This window comes from Pseudomonas sp. 3296, assembly GCF_031456615.1.
GTDB classification, from domain to species: Bacteria; Pseudomonadota; Gammaproteobacteria; order Pseudomonadales; family Pseudomonadaceae; genus Aquipseudomonas; species Aquipseudomonas mucoides.
Genome location: NZ_JAVDUY010000003.1, coordinates 611980 through 625841 on the forward strand (window position 1 = coordinate 611980; position 13862 = coordinate 625841).

12 protein-coding genes are annotated in these 13862 nt (G+C 58.4%); 2 read left to right on the top strand and 10 right to left on the bottom strand.

The window, feature by feature from the left end:
• Nucleotides 1–7 precede the first annotated feature (7 nt).
• The 7 genes from greA to grpE form a co-directional block, all read right to left on the bottom strand.
• On the bottom strand, nt 8–484 hold the full coding sequence (gene greA / locus J2X66_RS11125; protein ID WP_310264040.1) for a transcription elongation factor GreA: 477 nt from the start codon (nt 482–484) through the stop codon (nt 8–10).
• On the bottom strand, nt 481–3702 hold the full coding sequence (gene carB / locus J2X66_RS11130) for a carbamoyl-phosphate synthase large subunit (RefSeq protein ID WP_310264043.1): 3222 nt from the start codon (nt 3700–3702) through the stop codon (nt 481–483). Before carB ends, greA begins: the two co-directional genes overlap by 4 nt.
• Before the next feature lie 118 nt (nt 3703–3820).
• Nucleotides 3821–4957: a glutamine-hydrolyzing carbamoyl-phosphate synthase small subunit gene (gene carA / locus J2X66_RS11135; RefSeq protein ID WP_123435250.1), complete on the bottom strand. Its 1137-nt coding sequence runs from the start codon at nt 4955–4957 to the stop codon at nt 3821–3823.
• A 259-nt stretch (nt 4958–5216) separates the two neighbouring features.
• Nucleotides 5217–6023: a 4-hydroxy-tetrahydrodipicolinate reductase gene (dapB, locus tag J2X66_RS11140; RefSeq protein ID WP_310264047.1), complete on the bottom strand. Its 807-nt coding sequence runs from the start codon at nt 6021–6023 to the stop codon at nt 5217–5219.
• A gap of 9 nt (nt 6024–6032) precedes the next feature.
• Nucleotides 6033–7157, bottom strand: coding sequence for a molecular chaperone DnaJ (dnaJ, locus tag J2X66_RS11145; RefSeq protein ID WP_310264049.1), 1125 nt, complete (start codon nt 7155–7157; stop codon nt 6033–6035).
• 297 nt (nt 7158–7454) lie between these two features.
• A complete protein-coding gene (gene dnaK, locus J2X66_RS11150; RefSeq protein WP_310264052.1) occupies nt 7455–9371 on the bottom strand; it encodes a molecular chaperone DnaK in 1917 nt (638 codons plus the stop codon).
• Nucleotides 9372–9473: 102 nt separating this feature from the next.
• Nucleotides 9474–10040, bottom strand: a complete 567-nt coding sequence (gene grpE, locus J2X66_RS11155) for a nucleotide exchange factor GrpE (RefSeq protein ID WP_027924450.1) — start codon at nt 10038–10040, stop codon at nt 9474–9476.
• Nucleotides 10041–10280: 240 nt separating this feature from the next.
• On the opposite strand from grpE, the gene recN reads away from it, so the two are divergent.
• Nucleotides 10281–11954, top strand: a complete 1674-nt coding sequence (gene recN, locus J2X66_RS11160; protein ID WP_310264058.1) for a DNA repair protein RecN — start codon at nt 10281–10283, stop codon at nt 11952–11954.
• A 75-nt stretch (nt 11955–12029) separates the two neighbouring features.
• On the opposite strand, the gene fur is transcribed toward recN, so the two are convergent.
• Nucleotides 12030–12434, bottom strand: a complete 405-nt coding sequence (gene fur, locus J2X66_RS11165; protein WP_003197684.1) for a ferric iron uptake transcriptional regulator — start codon at nt 12432–12434, stop codon at nt 12030–12032.
• A 97-nt stretch (nt 12435–12531) separates the two neighbouring features.
• On the opposite strand from fur, the gene J2X66_RS11170 reads away from it, so the two are divergent.
• Nucleotides 12532–13059: an outer membrane protein assembly factor BamE gene (locus J2X66_RS11170; protein ID WP_027924448.1), complete on the top strand. Its 528-nt coding sequence runs from the start codon at nt 12532–12534 to the stop codon at nt 13057–13059.
• Between the two features lie 59 nt (nt 13060–13118).
• Here the strand turns inward: J2X66_RS11170 and J2X66_RS11175 are convergent, their stop codons facing one another.
• Nucleotides 13119–13433 (bottom strand): RnfH family protein, encoded by a 315-nt coding sequence (locus J2X66_RS11175; RefSeq protein ID WP_310264063.1) that lies wholly within the window; start codon nt 13431–13433, stop codon nt 13119–13121.
• On the bottom strand, nt 13426–13860 hold the full coding sequence (locus J2X66_RS11180; protein ID WP_027924446.1) for a type II toxin-antitoxin system RatA family toxin: 435 nt from the start codon (nt 13858–13860) through the stop codon (nt 13426–13428). The genes J2X66_RS11175 and J2X66_RS11180 overlap by 8 nt, the downstream gene beginning before the upstream one ends.
• Nucleotides 13861–13862: the final 2 nt, after the last annotated feature.

Here is a 13862-nt window from a genome sequence, read left to right on the forward strand (position 1 = left end):
CAGGCCTTTAGATGTGGCGGACTTCGACAATCTCGTACTCGATCACGCCACTCGGCGTTTTCACGGCAACCACATCACCCTCTTCCTTGGCAATCAAGGCGCGGGCCAGCGGCGAACCGACGGAAATCTTGCCGAGTTTGAAATCAGCCTCGTCCTCACCCACGATGTGGTAAGTGACGCGCTCATCCGTCTCGACGTTGGCGATTTCAACGGTCGTGCCGAAAATCACTTTGCCGGTATGAGGAATGGTCGTGACGTCGATGATGACCTGATTCTGAATCCGGCCTTCGATGTCACGAATCCGCGCCTCAACCATCCCTTGCTGCTCACGGGCAGCGTGGTATTCGGCGTTTTCCTTCAAGTCTCCCAACTCGCGGGCCGTTCCGATGTCCTGGCTGAGCTTTGGACGAACGACCTTGGTCAGGTGAGCGTGTTCCTCTTCCAGGGCTTTCGCGCCCTGGACGGTCATTGGGTATTTGATCATGCCTTCAATCCTGCGTGTAGATCCTGCAAGCGGCGCACGGTCTTCTCGGGACCGAACTTCAGCGCTTCGCAGATGGCTTCGCCAGCAGCAATAGTCGTGGTGCAGTAAATCTTGTGCTGCAGGGCATTACGACGAATGGAGTACGAGTCGGCAATCGACTGGCGACCCTCGGTGGTGTTGATGATCAGGGTGACTTCGTCATTCTTGATCATGTCGACCACGTGCGGACGACCTTCGGTCACCTTGTTCACACGGCGCACTTTCAGGCCTGCGGCTTCGATCAGCTTGGCAGTACCGGCAGTGGCGACCACTTCGAAACCCAAGTTGATCAGATCACGAGCTACACCTGCAACCAGTGGCTTGTCGTCGTCACGAACGCTGATGAACGCGGTACCACCGGTCGGCAGCACTTCGCTGGCGCCCATCTGGGCCTTGGCGAATGCTTCACCGAAGGTGTCGCCCACGCCCATCACTTCACCGGTGGACTTCATCTCTGGGCCCAGGATCGGGTCCACACCAGGGAATTTGGCGAATGGGAACACCGCCTCTTTCACGCTGTAGAAGTTCGGGATGATTTCTTTGGTGAAACCGATTTCCTTCAGGGTTTTACCGGCCATGACGCGAGCCGCGATCATTGCCAGGGAAACACCGATGCACTTCGATACGAACGGTACGGTACGGGAAGCACGCGGGTTGACTTCGATGACGTAGATGTCTTCGCCTTGCAGCGCCAACTGAACGTTCATCAGGCCGACCACGCCCAGTTCCAGGGCCATTTTCTTGACCTGTTCGCGCATCTCGTCCTGGATGTGGCCAGGCAGCGAGTACGGCGGCAGGGAGCACGCGGAGTCACCGGAGTGAACGCCAGCCTGCTCGATGTGTTGCATGATCGCGCCGATCACCACGTCGGTGCCGTCGCAGACCGCATCCACGTCCATTTCGATGGCGCAGTTGAGGAAGTGGTCGAGCAGCACCGGGCTGTCGTTGGACACTTTCACCGCATCGCGCAGGTAGCGCTTGAGCTCTTCTTCTTCGTAGACGATTTCCATCGCACGGCCGCCCAATACGTAGGACGGACGCACCACCAGCGGGTAACCGATCTTGGTGGCGGCACGAATCGCTTCGTCTTCGCTGCGCACGGTGGCGTTTGGCGGCTGACGCAGGTTCAGGCGCTCAACCATTTGCTGGAAGCGCTCACGGTCTTCGGCACGGTCAATTGCGTCAGGGCTGGTGCCGATGATCGGCACGCCAGCTTCTTCCAGGGCACGCGCCAGTTTCAGCGGGGTTTGGCCGCCGTACTGGACGATCACGCCTTTCGGCTTCTCGACGCGGCAGATTTCCAGCACGTCTTCCAGGGTCACTGGCTCGAAGTACAGGCGATCGGAGGTGTCGTAGTCGGTGGAAACGGTTTCCGGGTTGCAGTTGACCATGATGGTCTCGTAACCGTCTTCGCGCAGGGCCAGCGCCGCGTGTACGCAGCAGTAGTCGAACTCGATGCCCTGGCCGATACGGTTTGGACCGCCGCCGAGGATCATGATCTTGTCGCGGCCCGATGGCGCGGCTTCGCACTCTTCCTCGTAAGTCGAGTACATGTAGGCGGTGTCGGTGGCGAACTCGGCCGCGCAGGTATCAACGCGCTTGTAGACCGGGTAAACCTCGAGCTTGTGACGATGGCGACGCAGCGCCTTCTCGGTCACGCCCAGCAGCTTGGCCAGACGCATGTCGGAGAAGCCTTTGCGCTTGAGGCGGAACATCACGTCGCGGTCGATGCTGGCCAGCCCCAGGGTCTTGACCTTCTCTTCTTCCTTGATCAGATCTTCGATCTGCACCAGGAACCACGGGTCGATCATGTTCATGCCGAAGATGTCTTCGACCGACAGACCGGCGCGGAAGGCGTCAGCCACGTACCAGATACGCTCAGCGCCCGGCACGGTCAGTTCGCGCTTGAGCACGCTCATGCTTTCCGGGTTGCTCAGGTCGAGCTTCTCGTCCAGGCCGCAAACGCCCACTTCCAGACCGCGAAGGGCTTTCTGCAGGGATTCCTGGAAGGTCCGGCCGATGGCCATGACTTCACCGACCGACTTCATTTGAGTGGTCAAGCGGGCGTCGGCTTTCGGGAATTTCTCGAAGGCGAAACGTGGCAGCTTGGTCACGACGTAGTCGATGGACGGCTCGAAGGACGCAGGTGTAGCGCCGCCCGTGATTTCGTTCTGCAATTCGTCCAGGGTGTAGCCGATCGCCAGCTTGGCAGCGATGCGCGCAATCGGGAAACCAGTGGCTTTCGAGGCCAGTGCCGAGGAACGGGATACCCGCGGGTTCATCTCGATCACGACCATACGGCCTGTGTCCGGGCAGATGCCGAACTGAACGTTGGAGCCGCCGGTTTCCACGCCGATCTCACGCAGTACCGCCAACGAGGCGTTACGCATGATCTGGTATTCCTTGTCCGTCAGGGTCTGTGCTGGCGCAACAGTGATCGAGTCACCAGTGTGCACGCCCATCGGGTCAAAGTTTTCGATGGAGCAGACGATGATGCAGTTGTCCTTCTTATCGCGGACAACCTCCATCTCGTACTCTTTCCAGCCGATCAGGGATTCGTCGATCAGCAGCTCTTTGGTTGGCGACAGGTCCAGACCACGGGCGCAGATTTCTTCGAATTCTTCACGGTTGTAAGCAATACCGCCACCGGTGCCACCCATGGTGAAGGATGGGCGGATGATGCACGGGAAGCCCAGGCGTTCGAGAACGGCGTTGGCTTCTTCCATGCTGTGGGCGATACCCGAACGCGGGCAGTCCAGGCCGATGGACTTCATCGCCTTGTCGAAGCGCGAACGGTCTTCAGCTTTGTCGATGGTGTCCGCGTTGGCGCCGATCATCTCTACGCCGAACTTCTCCAGAACGCCTTCGCGCTCCAGGTCCAGGGCACAGTTCAGAGCGGTCTGGCCACCCATGGTTGGCAGCAGCGCGTCCGGACGCTCTTTCTCGATGATCTTGGCAACGGTCTGCCATTTGATCGGTTCGATGTAGGTGGCGTCGGCCATGTCCGGGTCGGTCATGATGGTCGCCGGGTTGGAGTTCACCAGGATGACGCGGTAACCCTCTTCGCGCAGGGCTTTACAGGCCTGGGCGCCGGAGTAGTCGAATTCGCAGGCCTGGCCGATAACGATCGGGCCAGCGCCGAGAATCAGGATGCTTTTAATGTCTGTACGTTTTGGCATGGGTTTGTCACTCAAATCCGCAGGTCAGTCGGCAAGCCGTCTTGTTCAATCTTTGAAGCCTTGAGGGGGCCGCCGGTGTCGGGACCGCCCTCAAGCCTTGCACCATCAGGGCGAGCGATCAGCGTCGCTTGGCCATCTCGTTGATGAAGCGATCGAACAATGGCGCTACGTCGTTCGGGCCAGGGCTGGCTTCCGGGTGACCCTGGAAGCTGAAGGCGCTCTTGTCAGTACGCTCGATGCCTTGCAGGGTGCCGTCGAACAGCGATTTGTGGATCGCACGAACATTGGCCGGCAGGGTCGCTTCGTCTACGGCAAAACCGTGGTTCTGGCTGGTGATCATCACCACACCGCTGTCCAGGTCCTGGACCGGGTGGTTGGCACCGTGGTGACCATGGCCCATTTTCAGGGTCTTGGCGCCGGAGGCCAGCGCCAGCAGTTGGTGACCGAGGCAGATGCCGAACACCGGGATCTCGGTTTCGAGCACGTCCTTGATCGCCTGGATCGCGTAGTCGCATGGCTCCGGATCACCAGGGCCGTTGGACAGGAACACGCCGTCCGGCTTCATCGCCAGCACATCGGCAGCAGGCGTTTGTGCAGGCACCACGGTCACACGGCAACCACGCGCGACCAGCATGCGCAGGATGTTCAGCTTGACGCCGTAGTCGTAGGCGACCACGTGGTACGGCAGTTCGGAAGCGTCGATGGTTGCGTGGCTGTCGGTTTTCAGATCCCAGACAGTCGAGCGCCATTCGTACTGCTCTTTGGTGCTGACGACTTTGGCCAGGTCCATGCCTTTCAGGCCGGGGAAACCCTGTGCGGCGGCGATGGCGGCGGCTTCGGAAATGTTGTCACCGGCCATGATGCAGCCGTTCTGTGCGCCTTTCTCACGCAGGATGCGCGTCAGGCGGCGGGTGTCGATACCGGCGATAGCCACAACGTTGTTGGCTTTCAGGTAATCAGACAGGGACATCGTGTTACGCCAGTTGCTCGCAACCAGTGGCAGGTCACGAATGACCAGGCCAGCGGACCAGACGCGGTCAGACTCGGCGTCTTCCGGCGTGGTGCCAGTGTTGCCGATGTGCGGGTAGGTCAGGGTAACGATCTGTTGGGCGTAGGAAGGATCGGTAAGGATTTCCTGATAGCCGGTCATTGCGGTGTTAAACACCACCTCACCAACGGTTTGACCGTCGGCTCCAATGGCTTCGCCGCGAAAAATGCTGCCATCAGCAAGGGCGAGTATGGCTGGCTTAGTCAAGAAGACCTCCCGTAAATAAAGCCTGAAAGGGCGATCGCAGGTTGTAAAAAAGCGGAGTGACGTATGGACACGTCACCCCGCTTCTTCACCGAATAATTCTGCGCGCTTTTAGTGGACACACTAAAGCTGTAGCTTACAGAAAAAGGCCTTTTTGGTCTACCGCCAATGAGCCCGAAAGGCTGGAGAATGCGACAGGACGTCGCCTGGCAGTGCAAAACCGGGCTCAAACGCTGGGTCTGAGCCCGATTTCGGGCGCATATTAACGCAAATCGAGTACGTCTTGCATGTCGTAAAGGCCTGGCTCACAACCCTCCAGCCACAACGCAGCACGCACCGCTCCCTTGGCAAAGGTCATGCGGCTGGACGCTTTATGCGTGATTTCCAGACGCTCACCTTCGCAAGCGAACAGCACCGTGTGATCGCCGACCACATCACCGCCACGAACCGTGGCAAAACCGATCGTTTCACGCTCACGCGCGCCGGTATGACCTTCGCGACCATAGACCGCAACCTTCTGCAGATCACGATCCAGGGCACTGGCAATCACTTCACCCATGCGCAACGCAGTGCCTGAAGGCGCATCGATCTTGTGCCGGTGATGCGCCTCGATGATTTCGATGTCAGCGTCATCACCCAGCACGCGCGCCGCCATGTCGAGCAACTTCAGCGACAGGTTGACACCGACACTGAAATTGGCCGCGAACACGATAGGAATGTCTTTGCCCGCTTCGGCCAGCAACTGCTTCTGCGCAGCATCCAGCCCCGTCGTGCCGATGACCATGGCCTTGCCAGCCTTGCGGCAGAACGCGAGGTTCTTCAGCATGACTTCCGGCAGCGTAAAGTCGATCAACACATCGAACTCATCAGCGACCGACTCCAGATTGCCGGACAACGGCACGCCGATGCGGCCCAGCGAGGCCAGCTCGCCGGCATCCACACCAACCAGTGTGCTGCCGGGGCGCACGATGGCCGCCGTCAGACCGGTCAGCGGCGCGCGCTGTTGCACGGCCTCGACCAGAATTTTGCCCATGCGCCCGGCAGCGCCCATCACAGCTATACGTCGCATGCCGACTCCTTACAAATCGCCGAAGAAGCGCTTCACGCCTTCAAACCAACCGGTGGTTTTCGGCGAATGGCTGTTGTCGTCCGCCAAAGAGCTGCGGAATTCTTCCAGCAGTTCACGCTGACGACGACCCAGGTTGACCGGGGTTTCGACCGCCACGCGGCACATCAGGTCGCCGGCACCGCCGCCACGCACTGGCGCAACGCCTTTGCCGCGAACGCGGAACTGCTTGCCGGTCTGGGTCCCCTCAGGGATTTTCAGTTTGACTCGACCATCAAGGGTCGGAATCTCCAGCTCGCCGCCCAACGCCGCATCGACAAAACTGATCGGCACTTCGCAGAACAGGTGCTTGCCGTCGCGTTGGAAGATCGCGTGCTCGCGCACATTGATCACCACGTACAGGTCGCCCGTCGGGCCACCCTGAGCGCCCGCCTCGCCTTCGCCAGACAGGCGAATGCGGTCACCGGTATCGACACCGGCCGGCACTTTGACGGAAAGGGTTTTGTACTCTTCGACACGCCCTTCGCCATTGCAGGAGTTGCACGGGTCGGAAATGATCTTGCCTTGTCCATGGCAACGCGGGCAGGTTTGCTGCACCGAGAAGAAGCCTTGCTGCATACGGACCTGGCCGATACCGCCGCACGTCGGGCAAGTGACTGGCGAGGAGCCTTTCTTGGCACCCGAGCCGTCGCACGGTTTGCAGTTGACCAGCGTCGGAACGCGGATATTCACGGTAGTACCGCGCACCGCTTCTTCCAGGTTCAGCTCCAGGGTGTAACGCAAGTCGCTGCCGCGCTGGGCACCGCCACGGGAACCGCCGCGACCGCCTCCGAAGAAGTCACTGAAGACATCGCCAAAGATGTCGGAGAAGTTCTGACCGCCAAAACCGGCACCGCCACCGCCCATGCTTGGGTCGACACCGGCATGACCGTATTGGTCGTAGGCCGCGCGCTTGCTGGAGTCGGACAATACTTCGTAGGCCTCATTGGCCTCCTTGAACATCTCTTCCGACGCTTTGTCATCGGGATTACGGTCCGGGTGATGCTTCATCGCCAGGCGGCGGTAGGCCTTCTTCAGGTCTGCTTCGCTTGAGCTGCGCTCAACACCCAATACTTCGTAATAGTCACGCTTTGCCATATGTCTTTGCACTCTTGAGGACGTTCGGCAAACCTCTCCTGAGCCTTGCCAAACTCGTTGAGCCCCAATACAGGCCCGGACCCAACTCACGTCAATTCAACGATCCTGGTCTTTGATTCATCGCGGTACTTTCGGCTCGAAAAGCAGGAGCATTCCCGGCCATACCAGCAGCACGCGAACGTTGTCGCATGCTGTAAAAATTCGCGTATTCCAGACACGCCAACGCGGGAGCAAGCTCCCGCGCGGCGACATCCTACCAGTCACCGCCTGAAGGCAGTCAACCGGGCGACCAACAACTTACTTGTGGTCTTTTACTTCTTCGAACTCGGCATCGACAACGTCGTCAGCTTTTTCAGCTTTTTCGTCTTGCGGTGCAGCGCCTTCAGCAGGCTGAGCCTGTTCGGCATACATCTTCTGCGCCACTGGAGCGGAGACTTTCGACAGCTCTTCAACCTTGGCGTCGATAGCAGCCTTGTCGTCGCCTTTAATGGCGGCTTCCAAGGCAACCACTGCCGCCTCGATTGCAGTCTTCTCTTCAGCGCTCACTTTATCGCCAGCGTCAGCGACCATTTTGCGCGTCGAGTGAACCAACGCATCACCCTGGTTGCGAGCGGTTGCCAGCTCTTCGAACTGACGATCTGCGTCGGCGTTGGTTTCAGCATCGCGAATCATCTGCTGAATCTCTTCCTCGGACAGACCAGAGTTGGCCTTGATCACAATCGACTGAGTCTTGCCGGTGGCCTTGTCTTTGGCGCCTACGTGCAGGATGCCGTTTGCGTCGATGTCGAAAGTCACTTCAATTTGTGGCACACCGCGTGGCGCTGGTGGAATCTCGGCCAGGTCGAACTTGCCCAAAGACTTGTTCTGAGCGGCTTGTTTACGCTCACCTTGCAGCACGTGAATGGTCACAGCGCCCTGGTTGTCGTCGGCAGTCGAGAACACTTGCGATTTCTTGGTAGGAATCGTGGTGTTTTTCTCGATCAGCGCGGTCATCACGCCGCCCATGGTTTCGATACCCAGGGTCAGCGGGCTGACGTCGAGCAGCAGAACGTCTTTAACGTCGCCAGCCAATACCGCGCCCTGGATAGCAGCACCCATGGCAACGGCTTCATCCGGGTTCACGTCTTTACGTGCTTCTTTACCGAAGAACTCGGTCACCAGCTTCTGAACCAGTGGCATACGGGTCTGACCGCCGACCAGGATCACGTCGTTGATGGCGCCAACGTCGATGCCGGAGTCTTTCAGCGCGATGCGGCAAGGTTCGATGGTGCGCTGAACCAGGTCTTCCACCAGCGCTTCGAGCTTGGCGCGGGAGATTTTCACGTTCAAGTGCTTAGGACCGGTGGCGTCTGCAGTGATGTACGGCAGGTTCACGTCGGTCGACATGCTAGACGACAGTTCGATCTTGGCTTTTTCAGCGGCTTCTTTCAGGCGCTGCATCGCCAGCGGGTCACCTTTGAGGTTCATGCCGCTTTCTTTCTTGAATTCGTCGACGAGGTAGTCGATCAGACGAATGTCAAAGTCTTCACCACCCAGGAACGTGTCGCCGTTGGTGGCCAATACTTCGAACTGGTGCTCGCCATCAACTTCAGCGATCTCGATCACGGAAACGTCGAAAGTACCGCCGCCCAAGTCGTAAACGATCACGGTGTGATCGCCTTTCGCCTTGTCCATACCGTAAGCCAGAGCGGCTGCGGTTGGTTCGTTGATGATACGTTTTACGTCCAGGCCCGCGATGCGGCCGGCATCTTTGGTGGCTTGACGCTGGCTGTCGTTGAAGTAGGCCGGAACGGTGATCACCGCTTCAGTTACTGGCTCGCCGAGGTAGTCTTCGGCGGTCTTCTTCATTTTCTTCAGAATTTCAGCCGAGATTTGTGGCGGCGACATTTTCTGGCCGTTCACTTCTACCCACGCGTCGCCGTTGTCAGCCTTGGCGATTTTGTACGGGACCATCTTGATGTCTTTCTGTACGACTTCTTCGTCGAACTTACGACCGATCAGACGCTTCACCGCATACAGGGTGTTATGCGGATTGGTCACAGCCTGACGCTTGGCCGATTGGCCAACTAGAATTTCGCCATCGTTGGCGTAAGCGATGATCGACGGCGTAGTACGCGCGCCTTCAGCGTTTTCAATAACTTTGGCTACGCCGTTTTCCAGCACGGAGACGCAGGAGTTGGTAGTCCCCAGGTCGATACCGATAATTTTGCCCATGTTCACTCTCCCGAAACTTTGGATTTGGATGCCGCAGCAGTGGTGGCTAACTGCGGTAGCACTTAAACGCTTGACTTATAAATGGGGGCCTTGCGGCCAATTTCAAGCCTGCTCGTCAATCGAAGGCGAAACTGGTGCCGGGGCCTTGCTGACCACGACCATGGCCGGGCGCAGCAGACGACCATTGAGCTGATAGCCCTTCTGGAACACCTTGAGCACGCTATTGGGCTCGACATCAGCGCTTTCCTGCATGGCCATGGCCTGATGCTGAACAGCGTTGAACGGTTCGCCATGCGGATCGATCGCTTCCAGCTGATAGCGCTTCAGGGTGTCCTGGAACATTTTCAGGGTCAGCTCGATGCCTTCACGCATTGGGCGGATGCTTTCGTCGTCCGGGTTGGACAACTCCAGGCCACGCTCCAGGCTGTCGATGATCGGCAGCAAATCGCCTGCAAACTTTTCGAGGGCGAATTTGTGCGCTTTTTCTACATCCTGCTCAGCGCGACGGCGGACGTTCTGCAGATCGGCGGCAACACGCAAAGCCTGATCCTGCGCGCCTGCCAGTTGCTCTTCGAGCACTTGTACACGAGCCGCCAGGTCATCACCCGAAGCCGCGGAGCCTTGGTTGGCATCTTGATTTTGCGTATCCACTGTCTGTTCGTCAGCCATAGATTTCTCCTTTCAATATCGTCCGTGAGCTCAACTCACGCTTCTGTCCCGGTATATGGGGCCGCAAAAATCAGCTTCAAGGGGCTCGTTGCGATTAACCCTACAAAAAGCGCTGCATTGCGATTACCCGACGCACTAAGCATTTCGTCAGACCGAGCAAATCGAGCTAAGCGAGGGCATTGTCAGGCGCAAATAAAACACTGTATAAATAACCAGACCTAAAGCCTGGGAGCGGCCTTTATGCTGGTGCACCTGTCCGTACATAACTACGCCATCGTTGAACACCTCGATCTCGAACTCGATCGCGGGATGAGCGTGATCACCGGGGAAACCGGTGCCGGCAAGTCGATCATGCTCGACGCCCTGGGCCTGACCCTGGGTGATCGCGCCGACAGTGGAGTAGTCCGCCCTGGCGCAGACAAGGCCGACATTCTGGCGACCTTCGACCTGGTCGATATCCCGGAAGCCAGCGCCTGGCTCGCCGAGCGCGACCTTGAAAGCGATGGCCCGTGCATCTTGCGACGGGTGATCACCGCCGAAGGCCGCTCCCGGGGCTACATCAACGGCACGCCCTGCCCGCTCGGCGACCTGAAGGCCCTGGGCGAACTGCTGATCGATATCCACAGCCAGCATGAGCACCAATCGCTGCTCAAGACCGACACCCATCGCCGACTGCTCGATGAATACGCCGGGGCCACGGACCTTGCACGCCAAGTGCAGTTGGCCGCTCAAAGGTGGCGCCAGACCCGCCAGGAACTGGAGCGCCTTTCCAACTCCGGCGACGAGCAACGCGCCCGCCATCAATTGCTCAGCTATCAGCTTGAAGAGCTGGAAAACCTTGGGCTCGGCGAAAACGAGCTGGAACAACTGGAGCATGAACACAAGAACCTGACCAACGCAGAAACCCTGCTGGGCATCTGCCGGCAAGTGGTCGAGCAGTGCAGCGAAAGTGATTCTGGCAATGTCCTAAATGCCCTCACCGCAAGCCTCAATCGCCTCTCAAGCGTCAACAACTCGATCGGCGCATTGGGCGAAGCCAGCAGCCTGCTGACCAGCGCACAGATTCAGGTAGAAGAAGCAGTGGGCGAATTGAACCGCTTCCTCGACAACTTCGACGCCGACCCGGCGCGCCTGCAATACCTGGAAGAACGCCTCGATGCGATCTACACCATGGCGCGCAAACACCGCATCCAGCCGACCGAGGTCGCGGAGATGCAGCAGCGACTGCTGGATGAAATCGAAACCCTGAATGCCAACGATGAATCCATCGAACGGCTGAGCGATGAACTGGCCTCTTTTGCCCGTCATTATCAGGAGAAGGCGCGCGAGCTGAGTGATTTGCGCCATCAAGCATCGAGCAGCCTGGCCAGCGCCGTTGAGCAGGAAATCCAGCGACTGGGCATGCCCGGCGGTCGTTTCACCATCGAGTTGCGCCCCAACAGCAGTGATGAGCTGCTGCCCAATGGCCTGGAACAGGTTGAACTGCTGGTGAGCGCCAACCCCGGCCAACCATTAAAAGCCTTGGCCAAAGTGGCTTCGGGCGGTGAGCTGTCGCGGATCAGCCTGGCGATTCAGGTGATCACCGCACAGACCTCTCGTGTCCCGACACTGGTGTTCGACGAAGTAGACGTGGGCATTGGCGGCCCGACCGCCGAGATCGTAGGTCAGTTGTTGCGGCGCCTCGGAGAGCGTGGGCAAGTGCTGACCGTCACTCACTTGCCACAAGTGGCCGCTCAGGGTCACCAACATTTATTTGTGCACAAGGTGCGGGGCGAAGAGGCGACCCATACAGCCGTCTCCAAGCTGAGCAAAAATGATCGCGTCGAAGAAGTGGCGCGGATGCTGGGCGGCATAGACCTGACCAAAGAATCCCTGGCACACGCGAAAAAGATGGTCGTCACCGCAAAGATTTAAGAACGGCAGACAGCACGAAGGCGACCCAGGGGTCGCCTTCGTTCGTTTCGCGAATATGAAATTCGCGCGACATGCTTACTTTTTCTTGCGTACGTACAGCACCAGATTGTGATCAACCATCTCGAAACCATACTTGTCGACGATGGCTTTCTGCAGGCGCTCGATTTCTTCGTCGAAGAATTCGATCACTTCGCTGGTTTCGACGTTGACCATATGGTCGTGATGCTTGCCGTCATCCAGCTCGAAGACCGCATGGCCTCCGTCGAAGTTGTGCCGCACCACAAGGCCAGCCGCCTCGAACTGAGTCAGTACACGGTAAACCGTGGCCAGACCGACGTCCTCACCAGCCTCCATCAGTGCCTTGTAAACATCTTCGGCACTCATGTGGCGCTGCTCGGCGGAATCGAGCATTTGCAGAATTTTGACCCGTGGAAGGGTCACTTTGAGGCCGGCTTTGCGTAGTTCGCTATTTTCAACCATGGTCAGCTTTCTCGCGATGCTGCTTCGCAGCTTCTCTTAATGCGGGTATGATCGGCGTTTACGTTGTCCCAGCCAAGATAGTGGAAGTCGCCCACCGATGCAAAACACCAAGCTCTTGCTAACCAGTTTCACCTTTGTGGGACTGCTCGCACTCGCCGGTTGTTCATTCCCCGGGGTTTACAAAATCGACATCCAGCAGGGCAATGTCGTCACGCAGGACATGATAGACCAGTTACGCCCGGGAATGACCCGCAAGCAAGTACGGTTTATCATGGGTAACCCTCTGCTGACCGACACGTTCCATGCCGATCGCTGGGATTATCTGTACAGCCTGCAACCGGGTGGCGGTGAACGCCAACAGGAACGCATCAGCGTTATCTTCAACCCAAATGACCAGCTTGTCAGCCTCTCTGGTGATTTCATGCCAGGCGTGAGCCGTGACGAAGCCATTCTCGGTAAGGACAGCGGCACGCAAGTCGCTGCACCAGCAGAAAACGCCGAGAAGCCAAAACCGGAAAAACCGGTCAAGCCAGGTTCGTTGCTGGACCAGATCCAGAAGGACGTCGACGGTGTAGAAACCGTTCCAGTCCCGACGCCAACACCGCTGGACACTTCGCCGCAATAATTTGCGACGCAATAAAAAACCCGGAATTTCCGGGTTTTTTATTGCCTGGCATTAGCGAATCACTGATTCCGTGCTTTGGCCTCGGCCGCCTTGGCGGCACGCAAGCGACGAACCTCCTTGGGATCCGCCAGCAATGGCCGGTAGATCTCGATGCGATCACCCGCTTGAACCGGACGCACCTCGGGATCAGCAATGACCTTGCCGAATATACCCACCGGGCAAGTGCCCAGATCCAGTTCCGGAAACTGCGCATCCACCGCTGATTTGCGCAACACCTCGCGCACCGACGTGCCGTCAGGCACAGCGACCGTCAGCAATACCTGACGATCAACCGCGGCATACACCACTTCGACCTCAATCACCGACTCAACCATGAATCTGCTTGGCGCGCTGGCAGAACGCGTCCACCAGCGTGTTGGCCGCCTGATTGAACAACGGCCCCAACGTCGCGCGAACAATCGGTCCGGCATAGTCGAACGACAGATCCAGACTGATTTTGCAGGCCTTATCCGTCAGCGGCTTGAACACCCAGATACCGTGCAACTGAGTGAAAGGCCCCTCTTCAAGGTTCATCTCGATCGACTGCCCGGGCACCAACGTGTTCCGAGTAACGAAATGCTGGCTCAAACCACCCTTGGCTACACCGACGCTGGCGCGCATGTGTTCCGGCGAGCTTTCCAGGACTTCGGCTGCCGAACACCACGGCAAAAACTCGGGATAACGCGCTACGTCGTTGACCAGGTCATACAGCGCCTGCGCCGGGTATGGCAGCAGGGCCGAGCGTTGAATATGCGTCGTCATGT

Excerpts from the sequence above, each read along its gene's own strand:
- greA (WP_310264040.1), bottom strand. The coding sequence starts at position 484 with ATGATCAAATACCCAATGACCGTCCAGGGCGCGAAAGCCCTGGAAGAG.
- carB (WP_310264043.1), bottom strand. The coding sequence starts at position 3,702 with ATGCCAAAACGTACAGACATTAAAAGCATCCTGATTCTCGGCGCTGGC.
- dapB (WP_310264047.1), bottom strand. The coding sequence starts at position 6,023 with ATGCGACGTATAGCTGTGATGGGCGCTGCCGGGCGCATGGGCAAAATT.
- dnaJ (WP_310264049.1), bottom strand. The coding sequence starts at position 7,157 with ATGGCAAAGCGTGACTATTACGAAGTATTGGGTGTTGAGCGCAGCTCA.
- dnaK (WP_310264052.1), bottom strand. The coding sequence starts at position 9,371 with ATGGGCAAAATTATCGGTATCGACCTGGGGACTACCAACTCCTGCGTC.
- grpE (WP_027924450.1), bottom strand. The coding sequence starts at position 10,040 with ATGGCTGACGAACAGACAGTGGATACGCAAAATCAAGATGCCAACCAA.
- recN (WP_310264058.1), top strand. The coding sequence starts at position 10,281 with ATGCTGGTGCACCTGTCCGTACATAACTACGCCATCGTTGAACACCTC.
- fur (WP_003197684.1), bottom strand. The coding sequence starts at position 12,434 with ATGGTTGAAAATAGCGAACTACGCAAAGCCGGCCTCAAAGTGACCCTT.
- J2X66_RS11170 (WP_027924448.1), top strand. The coding sequence starts at position 12,532 with ATGCAAAACACCAAGCTCTTGCTAACCAGTTTCACCTTTGTGGGACTG.
- J2X66_RS11175 (WP_310264063.1), bottom strand. The coding sequence starts at position 13,433 with ATGGTTGAGTCGGTGATTGAGGTCGAAGTGGTGTATGCCGCGGTTGAT.
- J2X66_RS11180 (WP_027924446.1), bottom strand. The coding sequence starts at position 13,860 with ATGACGACGCATATTCAACGCTCGGCCCTGCTGCCATACCCGGCGCAG.